A 25,733-nucleotide genomic window follows, 5' to 3' on the forward strand; every position below is an offset into this window, starting at 1 on the left:
CTCATCTATATTAACTTGCATAGGATGTTTGTAATGCCTTTATTGCCTCTCTTGTACGTTCAACTAAAACTTCGAGTACTCGATCACCGTAGCCTAGGCTGTTACAAACTGTCACTAACTGAATTCCTTCTAATTCTTTTTCGATATGCTTTCTAAGTAGCCCCTGGAATAACAAATAGGGAACGATATAGCGCTGTTTATTTGGAGATTTCACTATTTTTTCTACAAAACTACTAAACTTAGGACCATTTCCATATAAAAAAGCAATTTCGACATGACGCACACCATATCGAAGCTTAAAACGTGTCGCAATTTCAGCAAAATCTCGAACAACCCCCGGATCACTGCTCCCCCGGCCAATTAACAATATTTCTGCATCAGGCGCTAGATCAGAAGTTTGCTCCTCAATCCGCTCATAAATTTGTGTGATTAAGCTTGGATGAATACCAAATGGTTTTCCATATGAAAATACAATATGAGGATATTTTCTTTCTATTGGTTTAACAATTGCAGGAATATCCTTTTTTGCATGATTTGCTGTTAGCAACAATATCGGAACAAGTGCAATTTCTGATGCGCCTTTTTGAATGCAACGCTCTATTGTTTGCTCAATTGTTGGTTCCACTAACTCTAAAAAACAAATTTCCTGTAGTTTGATTGGAATATATTTTTTTGCACGCTCTACAAATGCTCTTGCCTCATCAACCCCTTCCTGAACACGCGTACCATGTGCAATATAGATAACTGCTTGCATCTGTTACCTCCTAAAAGCCTACTAGTTCGGCAATTTTTTGCTCCGGATTGGATTGTTCTTGAAACCATTGGATTTTTTCATGTAATTTGACTACTTCACCTACAATAATCATGGAAGGGTTTGAAATATTCGATTCTTCTACAATCGATTCAATATTTTCAAGTCTCCCAGTCACTGTTTGTTGCTTGTTATAAGTCCCCCAATGTACAAGTGCAACAGGTGTTTCCTTAGATCGACCAAATTTAAGAAGCTGCGACACGATATATGGTAGGTTTTTTACCCCCATATAAATTGCAAGTGTTTCAATATTAACTAGTGACTCCCATTTTAAATCATCATCCTTTCCCTCCTGACGATGACCCGTTACAATAGCAAAGCTAGAACTTAAGTCACGATGCGTTACGGGAATACCCGCATAGGCTGGAGCAGCAATTCCTGAAGTTATTCCCGGTACAATTTCAAATGGAATTTGTTTATTGGCAAGAACTTCTGCTTCCTCTGCTCCTCTACCGAAGACGAATGGATCGCCACCCTTTAAGCGAGTAACTATCTTTCCTTCCATGGCATAACGCACGAGTAATTCATTGATACTTTCCTGAATCATGGCATGTCGATTTGGAAGCTTACCGCAAAAGATGAGCTCTGCATTTGGTTTCGCATAGTTCAATAATTCTTTATTTAATAAACGGTCATATAAAATAACGTCTGCCTCTTTAATGCATCGGAGTCCCTTCACTGTAATAAGTTCTATATCTCCTGGACCTGCACCTACAATGTATACTCGCCCCATTCAATCACCTCTATGATGTAGAATTTAAGTTTAAAAAAGGCATCCAGCTATAAAAACCTTCGCCATTAAAATTTGCGAAAGATTTATATAGCTGGATGCCTCTAGTTGTCTAGTCGGCTAGCCAAATCATTATTTACTTTTTGTATTTTTTTGAAATCGCTGCTTTTCAACCCGATTAATTTGTACGATAACACCATCCTGAATTGTAATTTGTACTTCTCCAAATTGAATACCTTCGATAGCCTTCTCAATAGCTTTTAATTTCTCCTGCTTAGTTATCGGCATTTGCATTCCCCTCACTCAAATACTTAGTAAACTAATAGGTTTTCTATACTTGACACTATTTTAGACTTGTTAGTATTTATTGTCAATTGTTTTTTGTAAAATTTTAATATGAAAGCCACCTAGTCGAAATACTAGGAGGCCCATACCTAAATACTATATATTTAATTCTTTAATAAGTTGCTGTACACATTCCTCTATGGAATATTGCTCTGTATCTAATATGATTTCTGGATTATTTGGTGCCTCGTATGGTGCTGAAATTCCTGTAAAGTTTGGAATTTTTCCAGCCTTAGCCTTTTTGTACAATCCCTTAGGATCTCGAATTTCACATATCTCCACAGAAGCCTTTACATATACTTCAAGAAACTCTCCATCTTCTACTAATTGACGAACGACTTCCCGATCTTGACGATACGGTGAAATAAATGCCGTGCAGACGATATGACCAGCATCTACAAATAGTTTTGCAACCTCACCGATTCTACGAATATTTTCCTTCCGGCTATCTTCATCAAAGCCTAAATCCTTATTTAGGCCGTGGCGAATATTATCACCATCAAGCACATACACAGCCTTACCACGATTAAAAGCTTCACGTGCAAAAGCATTTGCAATCGTTGATTTTCCAGATGCTGATAGTCCAGTAAACCAAAGAATTACGCTTTTTTGCCCGCTTTTCTCCTCACGCTCTTCCTTGGTAACAGATGCATCATGCCATACAATATTTTCTGCCATTATGATTCCCCCTAGACTTCTGTCTTTTCTCTCATACCCTTAATCAGTACTTCGACAACTTCTTTACGACTAAAGGTTGCTGGTGGCACCTCACCATTACGCAGCATTTCTCGAACCTTTGTACCGGATAATATAATATGATGCTCATGGTCATGAGGACATGTTTTAGTTGTTGCCATTCCTTCACAAGCCGTGCAATAGAAGCTATGCTCAAACTTTAAAGGTTGAATTCCTAGTTCTTCAGCAGTAAATTGATCAAAGATTTTTTGTGCATCATAAGTCCCATAATAATCACCCACACCTGCATGGTCGCGTCCAACAATAAAATGTGTACATCCATAGTTTTTACGCACAAGTGCATGGAAAATTGCCTCTCTTGGACCTGCATAACGCATCGCAGCTGGGAAAATACCTAGATGAACACGATTTTTTGGATAATAATTTTCAAGGAGCACTTGGTAACTTTCCATTCGTACTTCAGCAGAAATATCATCAGATTTCGTTTCACCTACTAATGGATTTAAAAAAAGACCATCGATTGTTTCTAAAGCTGCCTTTTGAATATATTCATGTGCACGATGAACAGGATTGCGAGTTTGGAAGCCTACAATTGTTTCCCAGCCTTTTTCATCAAAAATGGCACGTGTTTCTGCTGGTGTAAATGTATACTCCTCAAATGCAGGTTCTTGTCTATGAATTAATGTAATGTCCCCGCCCACATATGAATTTGGTCGCGAGAATAGCTTTGATACACCAGGATGTGCCTCGTCCTTTGTTCCATATACTTTTTCAGCTTCTTTTTGTTTATCTGGTGTATAGATAGAGGCAACCTCAATCACACCATATGTAACACCATCTTTTTCAAGCTTTACTGTATCTCCAAGTTCAATCGTTGCAAGTTCAGCGTCTGAAACGGGTAAAGTAATTGGAATACTCCAAACAGTTCCATCAGCTAATCGCAAACGTTCAACAACTGAAAGATAATCTTCCTCATTAAAAAAGCCAGTAATTGGACTGTATCCACCAATACCGATTAGCTCTAAATCACTTAAGGCAATTGCGTCAAGTGTAATGGTTTTATGAATTGATGAAATATTTAATGATGGATTGAAACGAGATACTAACGTACCACCATGTGCAACGTTTGTCATATTCAATTCCTCCTCTAATTAGCCATGTAGGCCACATTCTGTTTTTCCTGTATTTTGCCAACGACCTGACCGTAAATCATCAGCTGTCCAAGCAGGCTTCGTACATTTTTCGCACCCTATACTTGGATAGCCTTGATCGTGTAAAACATTATACGGTAGATCATGTTTTGTTACATAACGCCAAACATCTTTCCAAGTCCAATAAATAAGCGGGCAAATTTTAATCGCCTCGAATTTTGAATCCTTGTTAAAATACTCTGTATTTGCTCGTGTTGGACTTTGCTCTCTTCGTAGTCCCGAAATCCAAGCAGGTGCATTTGACAACTCCTCATGCAATGGCTCAATCTTTCGAATTCTACAGCACTCATTTGGATTTGTTTCCCACAGCTTTTCACCAAATTGAGATGCCTGTTCATCGAGCGAAAGCTTTGGCTGCTTCATTTCAATTTGAAGACTTGGATATTTTTCTTTCACCTTTTGAATAGTTTCATATGTTTCTTGAAAATGGAGATTCGTATCTAAAAAAACAATTCTTGCATCCGGCTTTATTTTTGTAATCAGATCAATAAGTACAATTCCCTCAATACCAAAGCTACAGCCATATACAAGCTGGTCCTTATACGTATCATAGCTCCACTTTAAAACTTCGAGCGCTCCTTTATAATTAGGATCATGTTCAATTGCAGGAATTTGAGCCTCTTCAAATGTTTCAAAAGTAAGCATTTTTTACCCTCCTTCCATAAAAAAAGGCACTCTAATGGCTATACCCATTAAAAGTGCCTCCAGTTGTCTGGTTAGCTAATATAAATAGTAATTCACGAATAAGTGAATTGTTTCGAAGTATAAATCATATTTAACCAACCTGTCAACTAGTATTCTAAAAAAACAGAAAACAATAAATATTTTTTAATTCTTAGTTGACTAATTGGAAATAAGTGTTTTAATATTACATAAAGCAAAAACGAGCTGATCAGACAAACTGAAGGCTACATTCAATGACACAGTACTGTTCCATTGAGTGTAGTCTTTTTTCGGTTTTCCAAAGTCAGCGATGTAACATTATTTCTTATGATGCTAAAAAACAATTAAATTCATAAAGGAGTGTGAAAAAAATATATGAAAACTACAAAAAAAATTGCTGTATTTATAGCTGCAAGCTCACTGGCGATGGTGATTAGTGGGTGTTCTAGTTCTGATCAAAAGGGTTCAGGAAGCACAGATAAAACCATTAATCTATTAAATGTATCATATGACCCAACACGAGAATTGTATGAAGAAATCAACAAATCCTTCACAAAAGAATGGAAAGAAAAAACAGGACAGACCGTTAAAATTCAGCAATCTCATGGTGGCTCTGGAAAGCAAGGGCGTGCGGTAATTGACGGCTTACAGGCAGATGTTGTAACGCTAGCACTTGCTTATGATATTGATGAAATTGCGGCAAATCGTAATCTTATTAACAAGGAATGGCAAAAAGAATTACCGGATCATTCCTCTCCATACACATCAACTATTGTATTTCTTGTTCGGAAAGGAAATCCGAAACATATTCAAGACTGGGACGATCTTGTAAAGAAAAATATCTCTGTTATTACACCTAACCCTAAAACTTCTGGGGGAGCACGCTGGAACTATTTAGCTGCATGGGGATATGCGGATCGTAAATATCACGGTGATCAGACAAAAATTAAGGACTTTATGAAAAAGCTTTATAACAATGTAGAGGTTCTTGACTCAGGTGCTCGTGGTTCAACAACAACATTTACAGAGCGACAAATTGGAGATGTTTTAATTGCATGGGAAAATGAAGCTTATCTATCGTTAAAAGAGCTTGGTAAGGACAATTTTGAAATAATCACACCATCATTAAGTATTTTAGCAGAACCACCTGTAGCAGTTGTTGATAAAAATGCCAACGCAAAAGGAACTGAAAAAGTAGCAAAAGCATACTTAGACTATTTATATACAGATGAAGGTCAAGAAATTGCTGCTGAAAATTATTATCGTCCGCGTAACAAGAAAATTTTAAAAGAGCATACAAAACAATTTCCAAACCTTAAATTAATGACAATTGATGATTTTGGAGGCTGGCAGAAGGCTCAGAAGGAACACTTCAGCGATGGTGGTACGTTTGATTCTATTTATACACCTAAGAATCAGTAAGGAGGCATTTGATGACAACCACTTTTTTACGTAAAAAAAAATTAACTATACTGCCGGGATTTAAACTTTCACTCGGTTTCACATTACTTTATTTAAGTATTTTAGTACTGCTACCTCTTTCAATGCTCTTTTGGAATACAATGCAGCTAAGTTGGCATGATTTTATGAAAACTATTACAGATACTCGTGTTGTTGCATCGTATAAGCTAACATTCGGGACTTCGTTTGTTGCTGCGATTATTAATGTTGTTTTTGGAACCATGATTGCTTGGGTACTTATTCGCTATGATTTTGTTGGTAAAAGGCTTATGGATGGTCTTGTTGATCTTCCATTTGCTCTGCCTACTGCTGTTGCAGGGATAGCACTTACGACGATTTATGCACCGAATGGATGGATTGGAAACCTTTTTCCTTTTAAAATAGCATTCACTCCTCTTGGAATTATTATTGCTCTAACATTTATCGGATTACCATTTGTCGTGAGAACCGTACAACCAGTGTTGCAAAACTTTTCATCAGAATCCGAGGAAGCCTCTGCTAGTCTTGGAGCAAGCCGATGGCAGACATTTACAAAAGTTATTTTCCCAGAACTAATCCCGGCAATCTTAACTGGGTTTACACTTGCCTTTTCGCGTGCTCTTGGTGAATATGGATCTGTCGTTTTTATCGCTGGTAATATGCCGATGAAAACAGAAATAACACCACTGCTTATCATGACGAAGCTTGAGCAATATGATTATACAGGTGCAACCGCAATCGCTATTGTTTTACTCGTATCTTCATTCGTGATTTTACTAGTTATGAATATCATACAATGGCTCGTTAATCGTAAATTTAGTGCATAGGAGGAAAAAGCATGGAAAAGCAACTAACAATCAACCATACTGGGGTCACCTCTAAGCAGAAGGCTGGAAATGCAACTTTAAAAGAGCCATGGATTATTCGGTTTACACTTACAACAATTTCTCTGCTATTTCTTCTCACTTTTTTAGTGCTACCATTGGTAACCATTTTTATTACTGCCTTTAAAAAAGGAATAGATGTATACATTGCATCGATTACCGAACCGGATGCTCTTTCTGCTATTAAGTTAACATTATTAATTGCTGTGATAGTTGTACCCATCAATACTATTTTTGGGATAGCCGCTGCATGGGCGATTACAAAATTTGATTTTCGCGGAAAAAATATATTAACGACTTTAATTGATCTCCCATTCGCTGTATCCCCTGTGATCGCAGGCTTGGTATTTATTTTACTTTTTGGTGCAGAAGGACTATTGGGGGAATGGCTTTTAAATCATAATATTCAAATTGTATTTGCTTTACCAGGTATTATTCTAGCTTCACTCTTTGTAACTGTTCCATTTGTCGCAAGAGAGCTTATTCCACTAATGCAAACCCAAGGAACGCAAGAGGAAGAGGCTTCGATTAGTTTAGGAGCTGGTGCATTTACGACTTTTGTAAAGGTTACACTTCCCAATATTAAATGGGGGCTATTATATGGTGTAATTTTATGTAATGCGCGTGTGATGGGCGAATTTGGTGCAGTTTCAGTCGTATCAGGACATGTTCGTGGTCTAACAAATACAATGCCCCTACATATCGAGGTTTTATACAATGAATATCAATTTTCGGCAGCTTTTGCTGTAGCATCTCTGATGTCCATTTTGGCATTGATTACAATCATCATAAAAAATATTGTTGAGTGGAAAACAAAGCAGCATTAGGAGGAATAGAAATGAGTATTACGATTCAACATGTAAAAAAGCAATTTGGTAGTTTTCAAGCTTTGGACGATATTTCCTTGGACATTGAAACTGGCGAACTCATTGCGCTGCTTGGTCCATCTGGATCTGGAAAAACATCATTACTTCGCATAATTGCAGGTCTTGAAAATCTTGATGAGGGTGTTATTTTATTTGACGGAGAAAATATTACTGAGATAAATGCAAAGGAACGTAACATCGGATTTGTTTTTCAACATTATGCACTCTTTAAGCACATGACAGTATTTGATAATGTAGCATATGGATTAAAGGTTCGTCCACGTAAGTCTCGTCCATCTAAAAAGGAAATTGCTAACAAGGTACATACACTTTTATCACTCGTGAAGCTTGAGCATTTTGCTAACCGCTATCCAAACCAATTATCCGGTGGTCAAAGACAACGTGTTGCTCTTGCACGAGCACTTGCTGTCGAACCAAAAGTACTTCTATTAGATGAACCATTTGGTGCACTTGATGCAAAGGTACGCAAAGATTTACGTCGCTGGTTACGAAAAATGCATAATGAATTTCACGTAACAAGCATTTTCGTAACGCATGATCAGGAGGAAGCTTTAGATGTTGCCGACCGAATTGTTGTCATGAATAAAGGGAAAATTGAGCAAGTTGGTACGCCAGAAGATGTATATGATCATCCGAATAGTCCATTTGTTTATGACTTTCTTGGCAATGTCAACCTATTTAAAGGCCGTTTAAAAAATGGTCAACTTGTTCATGGTAGTTATACAGGTCCAGTCGATCAAGAACTTACTCAACATGATACCGAAGCAGTTGGTTACGTACGTCCACATGATATTCAAATTGAACGCACAGCCATTTTAGAGGATATGGTTCCAGCTAAAATTATTTTCATACATGCGATTGGTCCAATTGTACAAATTGAACTACATCGTCAGGATGTCGATGAATATTTGGAAGCGGAGATCTCAAAGGAACAGTTTCGTTCTTTGAAATTACAACGTAGTGAGCAAGTTTATATTCGCCCAAAACAATTAAAGGTCTTTATTCCAGAAGATTTTTCAATTTAATAAAATAGTAATGATTAAAAAAGTATTTTTAAATGATAAAGAGACAACAAAGAACCATTGTTTTTTGTTGTCTCTTTTATAGTTTCTTTTTAGGATCCACTAATCACCTATTGTTAAGCAGTTACATCACGTTTTACAAATGAAACAAAGCTTGCTAGTAAGAAAAGTACAGTGTAAATTGCTAAAATTGTTAATGAAAACGGCATTGTCAAGCCATCTACAATGGAATAACCAGTCTCAAATTGAGTTAGGTCCGCGTTTGGAATCCATAAATATTTAACGAATTCATATTTACTCAAAAATACTACAATGCTAGAGCCAGTGAAATTGATAAATAAGGTAAGTCCAATTGCTAAAGAACTCGAACGGAAAATACTACCAATCATAAATGCAAAAACAATTGACATAATAATATCACCAAATGTTAACAAGTACATATACATTGAATGTGCTAGTAATGAAGATTCAACTACTTTATTTCCTTCAACAATTAAGTTTGTACCTGAGGAGAAACCATATAAAACTGCACCTACAATAAAGTTTAAGGTCCAGGTAAGAATTGCCATAAGAATTGCAAAAATAATGACTGTTAGTAGCTTAGAAGTTAATACTTTTGCTCGATTTACCGGACGAGTAAGTAGCATCTTAATTGTCCCAGTTGCAAATTCACTCGAAACAATACCTGCAGCTATAATTGTAGCAAATAGACTAACCAACGATAATAGCATTGAACTATCATCAACATAAGATTGCGCACTACCTGTATCAATAGGTTTTATATTATTCTTTAAACGATATTCGGAAATTTGAATTGTATCTTCCGCATCTTGTATTTGTTTTTTGGATAATTCACCACTTTTTATCATCGATTGTTGTTGTTTAATCGATTGTTGTTCAACTGTTTTCCAATCGCCTTTACTCTCCATATCCTTGTTACTTATCCATTTATGGACTCCTGCCATCGTAAAAATTGATATGATTAATATAATGAGCATTACCCAGGTTCCTTTTTTATGCCACAATTTCATCCACTCATTTTGCAATAGTTTTAGCAATTTGGCCACCTCCTGTCATTTCTAAGAATTGATCTTCAAGTGACTGATGGTGCTGTTGTACACAATAAATATCAATTCCTTCGATTGCTAATCTTGCAATCAGTTTAGGTACTTCTTTTCTATCGATTACAACCAAATATCCTTTTGAATGTTTTTCATATTTATAATTTTGTTCTTTTAGTATTTCTTCGCAAGGCTGTTCAACTTCAATATAATATGTAGATTGTTGTTCAGCAGTCATTTCGCGAATATCAATCAGCTCTCCACTTTTGATAACTGCAATACGATCACAAACTAATTCGATTTCAGCAAGTAAATGACTTGAGACAAAGATTGACACGTTTTCTTGTTTAGCAATTGTTCGAAGATGTTCCCTAAATTCTCGAATTCCTGCAGGATCTAACCCATTTGTTGGTTCATCTAAAATTAAAAATTTGGGATGATGTAATAATGCTTGGGCTAAACCTAGTCTTTGACGCATACCTAGAGAATAAGTCGACACTTTTTCATTTATACGATTTTCAAGCCCAACTAATTGTACAACTTCATTAATTCTTTCTTTTGTAACACTGTTGTGCATTCTAGCAAAATGAAGTAAGTTTTTATATCCTGACATAAATTTATACATTTCAGGATTTTCTACAATAACACCTACATTGCTGATTGCTTTTTCAAAGTTTTGTGAAAGTGAAATTCCATCAATTATAACTTCACCATCTGTAGGTTTCATTAGTCCTGTCATCATTCGTATCGTAGTTGTTTTACCTGCACCATTTGGACCTAGAAACCCTGTAATTTGCCCAGGATAAAGTTCAATATTCAAATCCTTAATAATTTGTTTACCCTTAATAGTTTTAGATAAATGCTTCAATTCAACGATTGGTTTCATCAAATCATCCTTTACTATATTGTTTTTTCATCCACTGTACTGCATCTTCTTGCCACTCTTCTCTAACATCCTCCAATGTTTCGAATGAGTCAACTTTTCCATCCTTTAACAGCAATATTGCATCTAATATCGGCTCAACTTCATGTAACTCATGTGTTGATAAAAAGACGGTTTGACTTTTCTCATCTAAAAATTTTATAAGACCTTTTAATATAGATTCTCTAACCATAGGATCTAGTCCTGAAAATGGTTCATCCATAAGATAATAGGAAACATTCCTACCTAATGTTGCAGCTATTTTGATACGTCCTCTTTGACCTTTTGATAATTTTTTCAATTTCTGATTAATACCTACTTGTAAAAACTCAGCAACTTCTTTAGCCTTTTCTATTGAAAAATCTTCAAACTGTGATGCATAAAAAGAAAATAACTCATTTCCCGTAAAATAAGGATAAAATTCATCAACATCAGGTAGATACGCTATATTTTTAGCACTTCGATGTGTAATTTTAGAACCATCAATTTGGATAATCCCTTTTGACGGGATCTTAACACCTGCTAATAATCTAATTAGCGTCGATTTTCCACTCCCATTTTCACCGATTAAACCGATAATTTTACCAAGAGGCAGTTGAAAAGTAACATCTTCTAAAATCTTCTTTTTACCATAGCAATAAGCTAAATGTTGAGCACAAATCAATTTCCTTCACCTCCTTGCTTTTGAAGTTGCTCTATGATTTCTTGTTTAGTAAAACCATATTCTTCAATACTATAGAAGAATTGCTCAACAATTTTTTCTTTCATCTGTTCTCGTAATGTTAATATAACTGCCTCATCATTTGTTATATACGTACCTTGTCCTCTTTTAGTTTCAGTTAATTTCATCTGTTCCAACTCCTTATATACTCGTTGAACTGTATTCACATTTACTCCCACTTCAACTGCATATTCACGTACAGATGGCATTTTTTCACCTAATTGACGATTTCCTCTTATAATATCTCCACAAATCTTTTCAACAAGCTGTGTGTATATAGGCTTATCTCTCAAAAAATCAATTGTCATTGCTTAACCACCTTTTCACACCATTTAATGCCAAAGATTATGATGATTAAAGTGAATAACCAGCTAACTATATCTTCACGTAAATAGAAATCATCCATAACAAAGACTGTGTTAAAAATTTCAGCTATTGGTTGAATTGAATGATTGATCCATTCACTTGTCTTTGGACCTTGCAAGAAAAGTTTTTCATACATAGTAGAACTTGATAGTTTTACAAAACCATATGAAATGATTGTTAGTAAAATAAACACCACAATTATTGCGAATTTCCCAAGCCATCTTTTTAACTTTATAAAACAAGTATATAGCAGTAATGTAAGAGGTAACGCACCTACTAAAAAGACAAATGATAAGTAAATGACGGCATTCATGAATTTAATATCTTGTAGTAATGTCAATTCACTTTTATTTGATACTGTTATTACCATAACTAATGTCATTAATAACACTAATACCAAATTCGAAAATAAACTAAACAAAAATTTAGCACCTATTAATTGATAGAAAGGTGCAGAGCTATATAACCAGACATCTACATGTCTTAATTCTTGATTTAAATTTTTTATAAATTGAATACAGACAAATAGAAATGAAAAAAAAGTTAGAATGGATGCCATCACAAAAATTACATTTCCTTGATTGAAAGTTGAATCCACAAATTTATAGATTAAATAAGGGATAAATACTGTTAAGACAATACTTAATATACACGTGGTAATAAGCCATTTATATTGTATCTGCCATTCTTTTTTTAATAACCCCAAAAATCTTTTCATACTTCCTCCTTAGCTATTGTCATGGTGTACTAGTAATATAGTACACTATGACATTTTAAATTACAACTATTATTTTCCATCAGATGAAATTGTATATAACTAAACAAATTCATAATTCGTTCCTGTACCTAAACACACAGTTATTTGATAGAACTTTGTTTCTTATGAAAAATACTCAGATTTTCCACCTAGAAAAGCATTTAATTTAAGTAAATACTTGATAATATTAACTCTTCACCATTTCATCATCTCTTTTTCACACTTCATTCACATTTCTAACCTAGAGGTGTGATTTTTATCACATCATGAGGGATGTATTTTTTATATCATGAACTCGAGAAATAAAAGTAGTACTGAAACTACAAAGGAGGAGTCAATATGGCTAATAAAAACGAGCCCGAAGAAAACCTAAAAGGTACCTTCTATTTAGTATTAACTGTAGGTGGAATTATCGTGGCTGTTTGGGCCGCATGCTTTAGTCTATTTCTTGATCGCTTTTAATAAGAGGGAAAGAAGGGAAAACGATGCATCTTCATAAATATGAAAAATATTGGCTTACTTTTGGTGTTGGCTCCCTAATCGTATTTTTATTGATTACTGGTATTATGGCATTTCATAACGGGAGTCACCCACCAAGTGCAAAGAACACAATCAACCATGAAAAAGTTGATGAAATCGCACCATTTAACAATCCTGGGGTACATAAAGTATCAGGTAAAGATTGGGATTATGAAGTAGTTATTGTTGCTTCTGCTTTCTACTACAATCCACCCGAATTAAAAGTACCCGTCGGCTCTAAAGTAAAATTTATCGCTACTTCAAAAGATGTTGTACATGGTTTTGAAATATCAGGAACAAACATCAACATGATGTTAGAACCAGGGTACATTTCAGAGTACACAACAACGGTGGATAAAGCTGGTGATTACTTAATCGTATGTAACGAATATTGCGGTGTAGGTCACGCCCAAATGCACTCTATGCTAAAGGTGGTGGATAAAAAATGAGTCAAACTGTTATTGATCAAAAGAAAGTAAATGAAAAAGAAACAACAATTTCAAGAAAAGTAGCTTCTAAAACTGCTGAAATATTAAAGGTAGATTCTAAGGATGCTAGTCTTTCAATGGCTCATATTTATGTTGCATTTATTGCCTTATTTTTAGGTGGTACTGCAGGTCTTTTACAAGTTTTAGTTCGTTCAGGTCATTTTGAATTACCATGGGGAATTGGTTATTATCAAGTATTAACAGTACACGGCGTATTACTTGGCCTAATTTTAACAACATTCTTTATCTATGGATTCCAAATTGCAGGAGTTAGTCGGACATCTGGTACATTATCTCCTAAACAACGATTAATATGCTGGATTGGTTTCTGGACGATGACAATTGGTACTGCAATGTCAGCAACAATGGTACTTCTAAATCAAGCATCCGTACTTTATACATTTTATGCTCCTCTGCAAGCACACTGGATTTTTTATTTAGGGTTAACACTTGTTGTAGTTGGTTCTTGGATTGGTGGTCTTGGTCAAGCGCTTCGCTGGATGCAATGGCGAAAAGAAAATCCTAATCAAAACTCGCCATTACTTTCTTTCATGGTAGTTTGTAATAACTTAATGTGGTTTGTTGCAACAATTGGCGTTGCTTCAGAAGTATTATTCCAATTATTACCTTGGTCACTTGGCCTTGTCGAACGTGTTGACATCTTATTATCTCGTACCTTATTCTGGTCATTTGGTCACGCACTCGTTTACTTCTGGTTATTACCTGCATACATGGTTTGGTATGTTGTTGTTCCAAAAGTAATTGGTGGTAAAATTTTCTCTGATGCACTAGCACGGTTATCATTTATTTTGTTCGTTATATTCTCTGTTCCTGTTGGTCTTCACCATCAACTAACAGAACCAGGTGTTGATGGATCTTGGAAATTCTTACAAGTTATTTTAACCATGATGGTTGTTATTCCCTCACTACTAACTGCTTTCTCACTTTTTGCAACATTTGAAATTCGTGGGAGAGAACTTGGTGGTAAAGGAATCTTCAACTGGTTAAAAAAATTACCTTGGGGAGATGTTCGTTTCTTCGCTCCATTTATGGGAATGTTAATCTTTATCCCTGGTGGTGCTGGTGGTATTGTTAATGCTTCACACCAAATGAACCAGTTAGTTCATAATACAATTTGGGTAACAGGTCATTTCCATTTAACAGTTGCTACTGCCGTTGTATTAACATTCTTTGGTGCAACTTATTGGTTAGTTCCACATCTTACAGGTCGTACATTAACAAAAGAATTAAATCGCTTAGGGATTATTCAAACAATTATTTGGGCTGTTGGTATGGCAATCATGTCCAGCTCAATGCATATTGAAGGTTTGCTAGGTGCGCCTCGTCGTTCAGCATTCTCTGATTATGGTGGTGCTGAAATTGCAAAAACTTGGGCTTCATATCAAATTGCTCAAGCAGTCGGTGGTACACTATTATTTATCGGAATTATCATATTCCTTTACATCTTCGTGAAGCTTCGCTGGTCTGCACCAAAAGGTGAAGAAGAATTCCCAATCGGAACAGTAGCACCTCATGCTGAAAAAACACCAGCCATCTTTGAAAACTTTAAAGTTTGGATTGTTATTTTAGTAGCATTAATTTTAATTGCCTACACATATCCAATCTTTGATATTATTCAGAATGCTCCATTAGGTTCTAAAGGTTATAAACTTTGGTAATATCAACATAAAAGAGTCGTTATCCTAAAAGAAAAAAGTACAATTCAAAACTGAATTGTACTTTTTTGATATTTGCAATTGGTTTTCGTTTCAGGTGCACTCTTCCAGTGAGCAGTTTTAAGCTTCTCCCACTAAAAGGATCACCTTCCCCTTTGCAACCATCCATAATTGTTTATTCTCTTGATTTGTAAAATTAAAATTTCATTCTACGATTTCTCTATTTTTTCTTGTAATAAGAGCTTTTAAACAGCCTCTTCTTTTTTGTCTTATTGCAAGTGTAATGTTTATCTTTCGGTAGCAGGTACCGCAAAAATAGGTTCTATTTGTGCCTTATACTGCTCTTCTTCATCGTTTAACAAGATTTGAATATCACCATGATCATTTGAAGTTCGGATCAGTCGTCCCATTCCCTGCTGTAAACGCAAAAGCATGAAAGGTAACTCAACGTCATGGAATGGATCGTCAGTAAAAGCACGCTTCGCATCAAAAAGAGGATCATGTGGTGGGAATGGTAAGTCAAAAATAACTACTCGAGTTAATGCTTCTTCTGGTAAATCCAACCCTTCCCATAAATGATATGAACATAATACTTGTAATTTACCTTCTTGGAAATCTCGTACAATTGAAGATAGCTCACGGTCTCCTTCAAAACCAATCGTAGTTCTAAATCGTTCATTAATTTGTGATTTGAAACTTGTCATCACTTGTTTTGATTTGAAGAGGATTAGTGTTTGTTTTCCTTCTTCAATTAACTCCTCAACTCTTCGTACCTTTGCATCTTGATTTAAATGATGTAATACAATTTTCATGACTTCTTCATAATTAAATGGTGAAGATACAGAGAAGGATTGATAATCTTTGATTCCTAGACTTCCCGCGATATAACTAAAATCTTTATTGATCGATAAAGTTGCTGATGAGAAAATATATGGTATTTTTTTTGAGAATAATTTTTCTTCTAACACTTCTGTAATCAGTCGTGGCATAATCACTAGTGTTTCTTCCCCATCCGTTTCTTCTAACCAGTCAACAGCATCTCCTTGAGCAACAAAAATTTTCATAGCAGCTTCATATTGTTCCAAAAACTCTTCTGCCATTCGTAATTCATATTCAGGAATAACATAAAGTTCTGATTCAAATACGAATTCTTCCAATAATTTTTCGACGGTTTCAATTACTTTTTTGCCTAATTTCAAAAGTAATGATGATTTTTTTATTCTTTTACGATCATCGTCTGAATCGATGACATCATCCCTTAATTGATCAAAGAATAGTTCATGACCATCTTGCAATTGTTCCATTGTATATAATGTTTTTTCACGTAATCCATCAACCATCAAGCGGTCTAGGAGCTGTACAATTGTATAATCTTGTACTTTATAAGTCATTGCTTTTTGTGCTGCATATTCCAATAAGTGCCCTTCATCTAATACGATCATTGATGCTTCCGGTAATAATGCTAATTGTCCTTCACGTTCTCGAGATTCCTTTGTTGCAATATGTTCCATTAAAAAATCTTGAGAACAAATAATAAGATCTGTTGATTCTCGATAATGCGCACGATGTAATGTTTGTCCACAACGATTTCGTAAATCGCATACGGAGCATTGTTGGATCGAATTGTAATTGACTAGATTCCATTCTTCATCACTAATATTAGGATAATCACTATGTTGACCATATAGCCCCAATTTTCCTTGTCCAAATACTCCATCTGGTATAGTTTCTGCTATATCATCTAAATATTCTCCGTCTGAAAATTTTTCGGCTTCCTCATACCGTTTCAAGCATAAATATTGGTCACGCGATTTTGCTAAACGTACATCGATTGTTAAATCTAAATATTGTTGTAATTTATATATATCGCCACCCTCTTTTACGAGTTGGTCGATTAGAGTCTCGTCTGCACACGCAATTAGTGCTGGTTTTCCTGTATAACGAGCATATGCAATTGCAGGTAAAAGATATGCGATTGTTTTTCCTGTACCTACTCCAGCTTCTGCAAAAAGAACAGACTTTTCACGTAATACTTTTTCAATTTGATAGGCCATGAATATTTGTTCATCGCGACATTCCAGCCCTTTTTCGGGTAGTTCATCGTATAAAATATCGCCAATCCAGTCTCCTAATGAATCGAAGAAAGACTTTTCTTTGGATAAGGCAAATGGTATAGATTGTCTCATTCAAATTCCCCTCTCGTACAGACAACGAAACGGAAGGGGTATCCCCCTCCCGTCAAATACATATTCATAAAATAAGTCTATAACATTATAGACAAGTTCATGTCATTCTAAAATATGATTTTACAACACTGATTAGTAATTTATTTTTTTATTTTATAGCATTAATCATGTTTTGGTGTACGTTTACCCCAAAATTGATAGTAATCTGTCTTGATAAATCCATTAAATAATTTACGTTTCTTTGTTGCTTTTTTTCCATATAATGTTTCAAAGTTTTCCATTGAAGATAACATATAAACTGACCATGAAGGATACTTACTCATCATAATACCCATATCATGTATCATTTTTTCAAGTACTTCTTTGTCCCCAATACGTTCACCATATGGAGGATTGCCAATCATGACACCATCTGTTAGTTGCGTTGTAAAATCCGTTACTTGCATTTGTTTCCATGAAATCAAATCAGCAAACCCAGCCTCACGGGCATTTGTTTTCGCAATTTCAACCATGCGATGATCAATATCTGAGCCAAAAATTTGAAGAGGTTGATCATAATTTGCAACATCTTCAACTTCCATGCGCATTTCATCCCAAATTTTTTGCTTCATCCACGGCCAGTCCTCACTTATGAAATCACGATTATAGCCTGGAGCCATATTTTGCCCAATCATTGCAGCTTCTAATGCGATCGTTCCTGAACCACAAAAAGGATCTACAAATGGACGATTTGGATGCCATTTAGATATATAAACAAGTGCCGCAGCTAACGTTTCTTTTAAAGGTGCTTCCCCTTGCTCTAAACGGTAGCCACGCTTGTGCAAGCCAGCTCCACTAGTATCAATGGTTAACATTGCTTCGTCTTTTAAAATTGATACTTCAATCTTATATTTTGGACCGGTTTCTTCAAGGAAGCCAAGTCGCTTATAATAGTATTTCATTCGTTCAACAATGGCTTTTTTTGTAATTGCTTGACAATCAGGAACACTAAACAATTTTGATTTTACTGATTTACCTGAAACTGGAAATTCAGCATCAACAGGCAAATACTTTTCCCATTCGATTGCTCGAACACCTTCAAATAATTGTTCAAATGTTTTGGCAGGAAATTTCCCCGCTACAATTTTTACACGGTCTGCTACCCGTAACCATAAATTTGTTTTAGCAATATCCTTCTCATCGCCTTCAAAATATACTTTTCCATTTTCAGTAGTTGTCGTATATCCTAAAGCTTTTAGTTCATCAGCTACAATAGATTCTAGCCCCATAGCAGCTGTTGCTACTAATTGAAATTTTGTCATACTTACTTCCCTTCTAACTCTAATTCCCAAAATTCTAGGAATTCCATAAGTTTATCTAATGAAAGAGGTTTTGAATAGTAATATCCTTGAATCATATCACAATCCATACTATCGAGCAATTTCACTTGTTCGATAGTCTCAACGCCTTCTGCAATTACTTTCATATGTAAGCGATGTGCCATTTGAATAATTGCATCAACAACAGCCTGATTATCATTTAATGAGCAAATATATTGAATAAAACTTCGATCAATTTTCAAATAATTTAATGGAAATTGTACCAAATAACTAAGTGATGAATAACCAGTACCAAAATCATCAATTGAGAGTTTAAATCCCATTTGTTTTAATTTTACTAATTTCCGTATGGTTTCTCTTTCATTATTCATTATAGTACGTTCTGTTAGTTCTAATTCAAATTGTCTTGCTGGTAAATTATTTTTCATAAAAATTTGTTCAATAGATTGAATAAAACCTTGCTGGTGAAAATGAATACTTGATATATTTATGGCAATCGGCACATTTTTAAAACCTGATTGTGCTAGAATATGTGCATCTTGACATGCACGATTAATAATACACTCACTTAACGGTATAATTAATCCAGTATCTTCTGCATACGGAATAAATTCAGCAGGTGAAACATTTCCTAATTTATCATTATTCCATCTTACAAGTGCTTCAATACCAATAATTTGGTGTTTTTTACTATCAACTTTTGGTTGATAGTATAGTTCAAAGCTTTTTTGCTCAATTGCCCTTCTTAACTCATTATCTAAAAGTAATGCCCGTTTTGCATCGGTATGTAATTCATCAAAATAAAACGCAAATTGATTTTTTCCATTCTCTTTTGCATAATACATTGCTTTATCAGCTTTATTTAACAATATCTCTGTTTCTTCTCCATCATGAGGATAAATACTTATACCTATACTTGAAGATATATATAATTTTTGATCTTCTATGATAAATGGTTCTTCTAATAAATGTATAATCTTTTCACCCAAATGAACAGCTTCGCGAGGATGATGGATATCTGTAAATGTAATAACAAATTCATCGCCTCCGTAGCGAGCCAATATATCTTTGTTTTTCAACAAATTTTGTATCCGCTTCGTAACTTGCACTAGTAACTGATCACCAACAGCATGGCCAAGTGTATCATTCACTTGTTTAAACCGGTCTAAATCCAAGAATAAAATGGCATGTTTAAAATTATGCCCTTTTGATGAATTTAATAGAACATTCATACGTTCCCCAAAAGCAAAACGATTGGATATACCCGTTAAGGAGTCTGTCATAGCGCGTTTTTTTAATTCTGTCTCATATATTTTCTCATCTGATAAATCCGAAAATACCCCACAATACCCAATAATACTTCCATCATTATTATGTACTTTCATAATTTTAAGCCACTCTGGGTAAATGTCTCCTGTCTTTCGACGATTCCATATTTCTCCTTGCCATTCGCCTTTTTGACAGAGATCATTCCACATTCGTTTATAAAATTCAATTCCATGAACGCCAGATTGTAGTACATCTGGTTTTTTTCCTATTACTTCTTCTCGTTTATAACCAGTAACAAATTCAAAAGCAGGATTTACTTCTACAATTCTACTATTTACGTCAGTAAGCATTACTCCTTCTGAAATTGCATCAAGGATTCTTGGTGTTATGTATTTACAATTGTCGGAAATATTGGCTTGGCTAATTGTTAATTGAAAATCTTGTTTCATCATAGTTATTATCACCATATCCCTAAAAGAAAGGCTCTCCAGTTTCTGGAGAGCCTGACTAATCATGTTTAGCATCATTAAAAGACCATAAGCCATGTTTTGTGCCCAAGTACTATCACGGCTTTCGCCTTGTACGACTGGGTAGTAATCATCTATCTACGAAAGTAAAAAACCTTCGTCTCTCCATCCATTCATTTCCTTCAGGAGAGTGCCCCTACCATAATTTGGGTTGCTCACTCGTGGGGTTTACCTCGTTCCACCTGTTACGTTTCCGCAACAGCTTCGTCACTGTGGCACTTTCAGAGAGTTTCAACCATATCCAATAGTGGACTTAGGTTTTCCTCTCGCCGTCAGCCATTTGACTGCCTTAGCTTATTTATTCACTAAGCACGAACACTACGGTCATCTCAGATCCGTGTGAGCATGGACTTTCCTCAACAACGTCAAGCGTTGCAGCGATTACTTGTTCTTTTATGATGACTTGACTATTATATCCCTAAAGTTTTTCTAATTCAAGTGTTTCGTGATTTTTTATGATTATTTTGTGAAAAAAGTGTGAAACAAAAGTTAATCATAAAGTTTATCGCCAAATACGTGTTTCTCTAAATTGGCAATACGTTTTAAAATATCAAAATTTGTATTATTAGCATAAGCTGAAGATGGTGCTTGACGTCTTGATTCTTGTGATCCTGATTGTGACTGCGCTGTTTTTAACTCGTTTTTCAACAAATCAATTTCTTCTTGTTTTTTTGCTAATGCTTTTTCAAAAGATTCATAGTCTTGTATGATAATATCTAAAAATTGATCTACTTCATCTTGGCTATATCCTCTAATTCCTGTTTTAAAATCTTTATCTAAAATTATTTTTGCTGATAATTTAATGTCCATATCCATCTTCCTTCCATATAAACGTAGGTCTATTAATTATAGCACATTTCCCCCAAGTTTACTTTGTTGCTTCCATAGTCTAGCAAAAAATTATATATGTTATTTCCCAAGCAATAATTTTTTCTTTTCATTGCGTAGATATCTTTTTTCAATTTCTTTCAACTTTCTTTTCTTCTGATCCTTTTCCCATAATAAGCTGTTTTCTACTAGTTGATAAGCTTGTTTCGTATATTTAAGCGCCTGGTCATAATTTTGATGACGGTGTTCATCAATTTTAGCTAGTTCTATAAAAGCAATCATTTGCTGCCGTTCGTCGATATAGGGAATTGCTTGAATAAAAGAATGATATGCCTTCGCAAAGTTGTGTTGCTTCTTTTGTTGGAATGCTAAATGATAATATGCATAACCTGATTCATCTTTTTTATATTGACGAGTAACATTTTCTAATATTTTCCCACTTGTTTCTATATTAGACAAATCGCCAAACCATTTACCAATATTCGTATAAGTAGTTGCAGACTCTTCTTGTATTCCCTCACATAATAACTTTGTTGCCTGAATATATAAAGTGATTAAAGATAATAAATCATACTCATTGTGTTCAAGTACTTTTAACAAAGTCTCTGGATCCCCGCTTTTTACTGCATCTAAATAAATAATTGGTGCTAAATAACCTGGTATATCCCCCTTACGATGAAACCCTAATTTTTCTTCTTCAACTTGCGCTAGTTTCATACGGGATAAATCATTTTTCCAAATACGTTTAGAGCCATGTAATAAGTCAATCTGCTTTTGCTCAGGTAACTTCGGTAAATCTTCTTTATGCAATGTAAAGCGTGTTTGTAGCTGCGGCCAATCGAAACTCTTACCATTGTAGGTAATGATCGTTTTCTTTTCCTGCCAAAGTTTTGATTCCCACAAAAAAGCTACCTCGTGACTTGGGTCTGCCAGTACATATTGCTTTAATACAAATCCATTTTGTTCGGCTTCTAGTAAACCATTTAAAAATATCTGTGTACCAACACCTTTTAAACCCGTAGTCTCCGTATCATAAAAGACTAAATTGGTTTCATCAGTCAATGCAATCGGATGTTTAAGGTTTGAACTTTGCCATAATTGAAATGCATCATAAAGTTCACCTAAATGAAATTTGCCATGTTGATAGTCTGCTGAATAATGTTTTTCAAGTAAAAAAACGATGCCATAATCATTTTCGATTCTCTTTAAACCAGCTTCTTCCCATCGTTTCGCATAGGATGGTACGCAAGGCTTTTGAAACACTTTTTTAGATTCATGTTCAGTTTTGGTCACCTTTTTTAGCATCTTCTTCATTTGAAGAATTTTATTTTCATATGACATTTAATCATCCAACTCTGCTAATAATATTGATTTTAAGAATTTTAATACTTGTTTTTTTCCATTGCTAGTTAAATCTTGTGCTCCTATACATGAAGGACAGCCATTTTGACAAGGACAGCTCGCTACATGATCATAGACATGATACAACAAATCTTCCCACAAATCATATACGCGCTCACTTAATCCAATTCCTCCTGGATAGCGATCATAAACAAAAAAAGTGGGCTTTTCTGAATGAGTTGCTTTTACTTGTGGCACAACATGAACATCATTTCGATCGCTTTGAATAAATAATGGTATAAAACTATTCATCGCATATGCAACACCTGTCATCGCCCCAGTTAGGTCATCTTCTTTCCATTGAAGAGGGTGGTCAAAAGAAAGCCATGTCCCACTTGTATGAAGTTCTTCAGGTGGCAAATGGATTGGACCGCTTCCAATATTGTCATGAGTTCCAAATCGTATTTTTTTGAAAATTGTAGCCGTAGCAAGGGTCATGATATCCCCAAATGCTACCTCCGCATTTTTAATCATTCTACTTTTATCTTCACTAATAACTTTTAGTTCCACTGCTAGATTAGCATCTGTAAAATAATCAACATCTACTTCTCGAACATAAGCTTTTTTCTCTTCCCAATCTAATTTTTCAACTTGAAATTGAGTTCCTTGATGTAAATAGATTGCCTCTTCATGAAGTAATGTTAATGCACTATAGCGATCCATTTCACCAATGACTTTAGTATGTGCTGGGATAGATTGATCGATGATTACAACATTCTCCTGAGAGGCTGATCTTAGACTAATGTCATGAGCTGGAAAACTATCACTCATCCAATGCCATTTATCAGATGTTTTTAGAAGTACTCCCTCTTCTTGTAAGTATGCAAGGAAATCTTGTACACCAAATTCTGCATACGTATCTTCTACTCGAAATGGTAATTCAAATGCAGCACATTTTAAATGGTCCATAAGAATTAACATGTTTTCTGGGTAAACTCTTGCTTCTTCAGGTGAGCTTTCAAATAAATACTGTGGATGTTTTATAATATATTGATCCAATGCAGTAGACTGAGCTACAAAAATGATTAACGCATCATCTTGTCTTCTACCAGCACGTCCTGCTTGTTGCCATGCACTTGCAATATTGCCTGGATAACCCGTCATGATACAAGCTTGTAATTGACCAATATCAACCCCTAGTTCTAAAGCATTTGTTGAAACAACACATTGAATTGTGCCATCTCGTAATCCTTTTTCAATTACTCTACGCTCAGAAGGCAAATAGCCCCCACGATATCCGCGAATTGTTTCATCCTGGATTTTCTTTACTGTAAGTGATTTCATATAAGTAACAAGCATCTCAACCCTTACTCTACTCTTAGCAAAGATAATCGTTTGAATTTTTGAATTATACAATTCCTTCGCCAAATCTCTTACTTCTAAAATAGCACTTCTTCTAACTCCGAACGTCGGATGAATGATTGGTGGATTATAAAATAAAAACGTTTTCTTTCCAGTAGGTGCACCATTATTAGTGATTAGCTTGTGTTTTGTATTGGTTAAGTTTTCTGCTAATTCTTTTGGATTTTTTATAGTAGCTGATGTACAAATAAAAACTGGATGGCTACCATAAAAGTGGCAAATTCGAAGAAGGCGCCTTAGTACATGTGATACGTGTGAACCAAAGACTCCTTTATACGTATGCAACTCATCCACGACAATATACTGTAAATTTTCAAATAGTGAAACCCATTTTGTATGATGTGGAAGTATTCCTGAATGTAGCATATCTGGATTAGTCATCACAATATGTCCTGCTTTACGTACTTTTTGCCGAATTCCAGGTGCAGTATCTCCATCATATGTATAGCTTAAAATTTCTTCTCCACTATCCTCGATTAACTTATTTAAATAACTTTTTTGATCTTGAGCAAGTGCCTTCGTTGGAAATAAATAGATTGCTCTAGATTCCCTATTCTCTATTATGGATTGTAGAACAGGTAAATGATAACATAATGATTTACCCGAAGCAGTTGGTGTTACAGCTGTAAATGATTGTCCATTTGTTGCATATTCAAATGCCTCTCTTTGATGAGAGTACAGTTGCTCTATCCCTCTACTGTGTAATGCCTTTACAAGGGATGGATGTAAATTACTCGGAAAATCAACTAATTTTGCCGGTTGAGCAGGTATTGTATATACATATTCAACCCTGTCTTGCATTTCAGGATTAGATTGCCATTCTTGTAGTAATTCCTCAATAGATTTTCTTTTACTCATTTGTTTACTCATCCTTTTGTAATAAACGTTGCAATGTCTCTAATGTATATATAACCGATTGAATCGATTGAAATAATCGTTTTTTACTTGTTTTTGGATAGAAAGATTGAACAATAAACTGATCCATTGACTCTACAGCATTTTGTATTTGAATTTTGTGTATATATTTTGGCTTATTCATATCGATCCATTTTTCAACTTCATTTTTCCACATTAACAACTTTTGATGATATAAATCAGCTTGAGGCTTTACATCTTTAAAAAAATCAGGAGATGTGTCTGTTTCCCTCATTTTCAGAAATCGCTGCCAACATTCTTTACATTCTTCTAGTAATTCTTCTGTTAAACTTTGTAACAATACACACACCTCCATCTATAATTTGCTACTTACATGATTCAATTTCATAATTCCATTTTAGATTTATCTTCAAGGACTCGCCGTCTAAAGCGAGGCAATGAACATATCTAATTATCATTATTATTCGTAATTTTTATATAAATATTACATTGTGAAATTGATTCATATATTAGTGTATCAAAAAAGATATTTTTTCACTACTTTAAAGCGAACAAATATTCCTTTTGCTGTTCCATTAAATCAAGGCGGTTAGCTACATGTGTTATGTTCTTCTCAAGTGTTTTGTTATACATTTCTTCTTCATGGTTCACTCTGTTTTTTAAAAGCTCGTCTACCATTTCAATTAATGCAATTAGCTTGTTTATTTTTTTCATAATGTATCGCCTCCTGCTATAAGTTTTCAAGGTAAAGATTGCAATTCCTTTG

26 protein-coding genes and 1 other RNA gene are annotated in these 25,733 nt (G+C 34.9%); 7 read left to right on the forward strand and 20 right to left on the reverse strand.

All coding sequences use genetic code 11. The annotated features are described in order from the left end of the window. Positions 1–10: 10 nt before the first annotated feature. The 6 genes from CEF14_RS08570 to CEF14_RS08595 form a co-directional block, all read right to left on the reverse strand. Entirely contained in the window at positions 11–754 is a 744-nt protein-coding gene (locus tag CEF14_RS08570; RefSeq protein ID WP_102692457.1) for a sirohydrochlorin chelatase, read from the reverse strand. Positions 755–764: 10 nt separating this feature from the next. After that, the gene (gene cobA / locus CEF14_RS08575) at positions 765–1,544 is read right to left on the reverse strand and encodes a uroporphyrinogen-III C-methyltransferase (protein WP_102692458.1); all 780 of its coding nucleotides are present in this window, start codon (positions 1,542–1,544) and stop codon (positions 765–767) included. A 129-nt stretch (positions 1,545–1,673) separates the two neighbouring features. Continuing rightward, positions 1,674–1,829: a YezD family protein gene (locus CEF14_RS08580; protein ID WP_245890117.1), complete on the reverse strand. Its 156-nt coding sequence runs from the start codon at positions 1,827–1,829 to the stop codon at positions 1,674–1,676. A gap of 153 nt (positions 1,830–1,982) precedes the next feature. Next, complete coding sequence (cysC, locus tag CEF14_RS08585; RefSeq protein WP_102692460.1) at positions 1,983–2,564, reverse strand: adenylyl-sulfate kinase; 582 nt, start codon at positions 2,562–2,564, stop codon at positions 1,983–1,985. An 11-nt stretch (positions 2,565–2,575) separates the two neighbouring features. After that, positions 2,576–3,715, reverse strand: a complete 1,140-nt coding sequence (gene sat / locus CEF14_RS08590) for a sulfate adenylyltransferase (protein ID WP_102692461.1) — start codon at positions 3,713–3,715, stop codon at positions 2,576–2,578. 18 nt (positions 3,716–3,733) lie between these two features. Continuing rightward, positions 3,734–4,438: a phosphoadenylyl-sulfate reductase gene (locus CEF14_RS08595; RefSeq protein ID WP_102692462.1), complete on the reverse strand. Its 705-nt coding sequence runs from the start codon at positions 4,436–4,438 to the stop codon at positions 3,734–3,736. A gap of 444 nt (positions 4,439–4,882) precedes the next feature. On the opposite strand from CEF14_RS08595, the gene CEF14_RS08600 reads away from it, so the two are divergent. Genes CEF14_RS08600 through CEF14_RS08615 form a run of 4 tightly spaced genes read left to right on the forward strand, consistent with a single transcriptional unit; the run spans position 4,883 to position 8,692 of the window. After that, positions 4,883–5,878, forward strand: a complete 996-nt coding sequence (locus CEF14_RS08600; protein ID WP_211284659.1) for a sulfate ABC transporter substrate-binding protein — start codon at positions 4,883–4,885, stop codon at positions 5,876–5,878. Between the two features lie 11 nt (positions 5,879–5,889). Further along, a complete protein-coding gene (gene cysT / locus CEF14_RS08605) occupies positions 5,890–6,723 on the forward strand; it encodes a sulfate ABC transporter permease subunit CysT (RefSeq protein WP_102692464.1) in 834 nt (277 codons plus the stop codon). 11 nt (positions 6,724–6,734) lie between these two features. Further along, on the forward strand, positions 6,735–7,607 hold the full coding sequence (gene cysW, locus CEF14_RS08610; protein WP_102692465.1) for a sulfate ABC transporter permease subunit CysW: 873 nt from the start codon (positions 6,735–6,737) through the stop codon (positions 7,605–7,607). Positions 7,608–7,618: 11 nt separating this feature from the next. Further along, entirely contained in the window at positions 7,619–8,692 is a 1,074-nt protein-coding gene (locus CEF14_RS08615; RefSeq protein ID WP_102692466.1) for a sulfate/molybdate ABC transporter ATP-binding protein, read from the forward strand. Between the two features lie 113 nt (positions 8,693–8,805). Here the strand turns inward: CEF14_RS08615 and CEF14_RS08620 are convergent, their stop codons facing one another. From CEF14_RS08620 to CEF14_RS08640, 5 genes are read right to left on the reverse strand one after another with little or no spacing between them, the layout of a single operon-like run. Continuing rightward, positions 8,806–9,747, reverse strand: coding sequence for an ABC transporter permease (locus CEF14_RS08620; RefSeq protein ID WP_102692467.1), 942 nt, complete (start codon positions 9,745–9,747; stop codon positions 8,806–8,808). Beyond that, positions 9,725–10,639 carry an ABC transporter ATP-binding protein gene (locus CEF14_RS08625; RefSeq protein ID WP_407690449.1) on the reverse strand — a complete coding sequence of 305 codons (915 nt, stop codon included), beginning with the start codon at positions 10,637–10,639 and terminating at the stop codon, positions 9,725–9,727. The genes CEF14_RS08620 and CEF14_RS08625 overlap by 23 nt, the downstream gene beginning before the upstream one ends. 1 nt (position 10,640) lies before the next feature. Next, positions 10,641–11,336 carry an ABC transporter ATP-binding protein gene (locus CEF14_RS08630; RefSeq protein ID WP_102692469.1) on the reverse strand — a complete coding sequence of 232 codons (696 nt, stop codon included), beginning with the start codon at positions 11,334–11,336 and terminating at the stop codon, positions 10,641–10,643. Further along, the gene (locus tag CEF14_RS08635; RefSeq protein WP_102692470.1) at positions 11,333–11,701 is read right to left on the reverse strand and encodes a GntR family transcriptional regulator; all 369 of its coding nucleotides are present in this window, start codon (positions 11,699–11,701) and stop codon (positions 11,333–11,335) included. The genes CEF14_RS08630 and CEF14_RS08635 overlap by 4 nt, the downstream gene beginning before the upstream one ends. Further along, on the reverse strand, positions 11,698–12,477 hold the full coding sequence (locus CEF14_RS08640) for a hypothetical protein (protein ID WP_102692471.1): 780 nt from the start codon (positions 12,475–12,477) through the stop codon (positions 11,698–11,700). Before CEF14_RS08640 ends, CEF14_RS08635 begins: the two co-directional genes overlap by 4 nt. Before the next feature lie 378 nt (positions 12,478–12,855). On the opposite strand from CEF14_RS08640, the gene CEF14_RS19390 reads away from it, so the two are divergent. The 3 genes from CEF14_RS19390 (at position 12,856) to CEF14_RS08650 (ending at position 15,202) form a co-directional block, all read left to right on the forward strand. Beyond that, entirely contained in the window at positions 12,856–12,978 is a 123-nt protein-coding gene (locus CEF14_RS19390; protein WP_281256504.1) for a hypothetical protein, read from the forward strand. A gap of 23 nt (positions 12,979–13,001) precedes the next feature. After that, positions 13,002–13,484 (forward strand): cytochrome c oxidase subunit II, encoded by a 483-nt coding sequence (locus tag CEF14_RS08645; RefSeq protein ID WP_102692472.1) that lies wholly within the window; start codon positions 13,002–13,004, stop codon positions 13,482–13,484. 116 nt (positions 13,485–13,600) lie between these two features. Next, on the forward strand, positions 13,601–15,202 hold the full coding sequence (locus CEF14_RS08650; RefSeq protein ID WP_245890254.1) for a b(o/a)3-type cytochrome-c oxidase subunit 1: 1,602 nt from the start codon (positions 13,601–13,603) through the stop codon (positions 15,200–15,202). 284 nt (positions 15,203–15,486) lie between these two features. Here CEF14_RS08650 and CEF14_RS08655 read toward each other — a convergent pair whose 3' ends face one another. The 9 genes from CEF14_RS08655 to CEF14_RS19030 form a co-directional block, all read right to left on the reverse strand. Then, positions 15,487–17,385, reverse strand: a complete 1,899-nt coding sequence (locus CEF14_RS08655) for an ATP-dependent DNA helicase (RefSeq protein WP_102692474.1) — start codon at positions 17,383–17,385, stop codon at positions 15,487–15,489. A 161-nt stretch (positions 17,386–17,546) separates the two neighbouring features. After that, positions 17,547–18,686, reverse strand: coding sequence for a THUMP domain-containing class I SAM-dependent RNA methyltransferase (locus tag CEF14_RS08660; RefSeq protein ID WP_102692475.1), 1,140 nt, complete (start codon positions 18,684–18,686; stop codon positions 17,547–17,549). Positions 18,687–18,688: 2 nt separating this feature from the next. After that, positions 18,689–20,425 (reverse strand): putative bifunctional diguanylate cyclase/phosphodiesterase, encoded by a 1,737-nt coding sequence (locus CEF14_RS08665; protein WP_102692476.1) that lies wholly within the window; start codon positions 20,423–20,425, stop codon positions 18,689–18,691. Positions 20,426–20,505: 80 nt separating this feature from the next. Beyond that, an RNA gene (gene rnpB / locus CEF14_RS08670) (RNase P RNA component class B) lies at positions 20,506–20,893 on the reverse strand. A 96-nt stretch (positions 20,894–20,989) separates the two neighbouring features. After that, positions 20,990–21,316 (reverse strand): cell division regulator GpsB, encoded by a 327-nt coding sequence (gene gpsB / locus CEF14_RS08675; protein ID WP_211284586.1) that lies wholly within the window; start codon positions 21,314–21,316, stop codon positions 20,990–20,992. Positions 21,317–21,409: 93 nt separating this feature from the next. Beyond that, positions 21,410–22,669, reverse strand: a complete 1,260-nt coding sequence (locus tag CEF14_RS08680) for a ribonuclease H-like domain-containing protein (protein WP_102692478.1) — start codon at positions 22,667–22,669, stop codon at positions 21,410–21,412. Further along, the gene (locus CEF14_RS08685; protein WP_102692479.1) at positions 22,670–24,949 is read right to left on the reverse strand and encodes a DEAD/DEAH box helicase; all 2,280 of its coding nucleotides are present in this window, start codon (positions 24,947–24,949) and stop codon (positions 22,670–22,672) included. It abuts the gene before it with no gap. Between the two features lie 4 nt (positions 24,950–24,953). Next, the gene (locus tag CEF14_RS08690) at positions 24,954–25,316 is read right to left on the reverse strand and encodes a YppE family protein (protein ID WP_245890256.1); all 363 of its coding nucleotides are present in this window, start codon (positions 25,314–25,316) and stop codon (positions 24,954–24,956) included. Between the two features lie 188 nt (positions 25,317–25,504). Next, complete coding sequence (locus tag CEF14_RS19030; protein ID WP_170061491.1) at positions 25,505–25,681, reverse strand: hypothetical protein; 177 nt, start codon at positions 25,679–25,681, stop codon at positions 25,505–25,507. Positions 25,682–25,733: the final 52 nt, after the last annotated feature.

This window comes from Rummeliibacillus pycnus (assembly GCF_002884495.1).
In the GTDB taxonomy this organism is placed as follows: domain Bacteria; phylum Bacillota; class Bacilli; order Bacillales_A; family Planococcaceae; genus Rummeliibacillus; species Rummeliibacillus pycnus.

Bases quoted from the DNA above. Each gene is read 5' to 3' on its own strand.
- CEF14_RS08615 (WP_102692466.1), top strand. From the start codon at position 7,619: ATGAGTATTACGATTCAACATGTAAAAAAGCAATTTGGTAGTTTTCAA.
- CEF14_RS08580 (WP_245890117.1), bottom strand. From the start codon at position 1,829: ATGCCGATAACTAAGCAGGAGAAATTAAAAGCTATTGAGAAGGCTATC.
- CEF14_RS08665 (WP_102692476.1), bottom strand. From the start codon at position 20,425: ATGATGAAACAAGATTTTCAATTAACAATTAGCCAAGCCAATATTTCC.
- CEF14_RS08635 (WP_102692470.1), bottom strand. From the start codon at position 11,701: ATGACAATTGATTTTTTGAGAGATAAGCCTATATACACACAGCTTGTT.
- CEF14_RS19030 (WP_170061491.1), bottom strand. From the start codon at position 25,681: ATGAAAAAAATAAACAAGCTAATTGCATTAATTGAAATGGTAGACGAG.
- CEF14_RS08595 (WP_102692462.1), bottom strand. From the start codon at position 4,438: ATGCTTACTTTTGAAACATTTGAAGAGGCTCAAATTCCTGCAATTGAA.
- cobA (WP_102692458.1), bottom strand. From the start codon at position 1,544: ATGGGGCGAGTATACATTGTAGGTGCAGGTCCAGGAGATATAGAACTT.
- CEF14_RS08650 (WP_245890254.1), top strand. From the start codon at position 13,601: ATGGCTCATATTTATGTTGCATTTATTGCCTTATTTTTAGGTGGTACT.
- CEF14_RS08655 (WP_102692474.1), bottom strand. From the start codon at position 17,385: ATGAGACAATCTATACCATTTGCCTTATCCAAAGAAAAGTCTTTCTTC.
- cysC (WP_102692460.1), bottom strand. From the start codon at position 2,564: ATGGCAGAAAATATTGTATGGCATGATGCATCTGTTACCAAGGAAGAG.
- CEF14_RS19390 (WP_281256504.1), top strand. From the start codon at position 12,856: ATGGCTAATAAAAACGAGCCCGAAGAAAACCTAAAAGGTACCTTCTAT.
- cysW (WP_102692465.1), top strand. From the start codon at position 6,735: ATGGAAAAGCAACTAACAATCAACCATACTGGGGTCACCTCTAAGCAG.
- CEF14_RS08685 (WP_102692479.1), bottom strand. From the start codon at position 24,949: ATGAGTAAAAGAAAATCTATTGAGGAATTACTACAAGAATGGCAATCT.
- CEF14_RS08570 (WP_102692457.1), bottom strand. From the start codon at position 754: ATGCAAGCAGTTATCTATATTGCACATGGTACGCGTGTTCAGGAAGGG.
- CEF14_RS08645 (WP_102692472.1), top strand. From the start codon at position 13,002: ATGCATCTTCATAAATATGAAAAATATTGGCTTACTTTTGGTGTTGGC.
- CEF14_RS08680 (WP_102692478.1), bottom strand. From the start codon at position 22,669: ATGTCATATGAAAATAAAATTCTTCAAATGAAGAAGATGCTAAAAAAG.
- CEF14_RS08660 (WP_102692475.1), bottom strand. From the start codon at position 18,686: ATGACAAAATTTCAATTAGTAGCAACAGCTGCTATGGGGCTAGAATCT.
- CEF14_RS08600 (WP_211284659.1), top strand. From the start codon at position 4,883: ATGGTGATTAGTGGGTGTTCTAGTTCTGATCAAAAGGGTTCAGGAAGC.
- gpsB (WP_211284586.1), bottom strand. From the start codon at position 21,316: ATGGATATGGACATTAAATTATCAGCAAAAATAATTTTAGATAAAGAT.
- sat (WP_102692461.1), bottom strand. From the start codon at position 3,715: ATGACAAACGTTGCACATGGTGGTACGTTAGTATCTCGTTTCAATCCA.
- CEF14_RS08640 (WP_102692471.1), bottom strand. From the start codon at position 12,477: ATGAAAAGATTTTTGGGGTTATTAAAAAAAGAATGGCAGATACAATAT.
- cysT (WP_102692464.1), top strand. From the start codon at position 5,890: ATGACAACCACTTTTTTACGTAAAAAAAAATTAACTATACTGCCGGGA.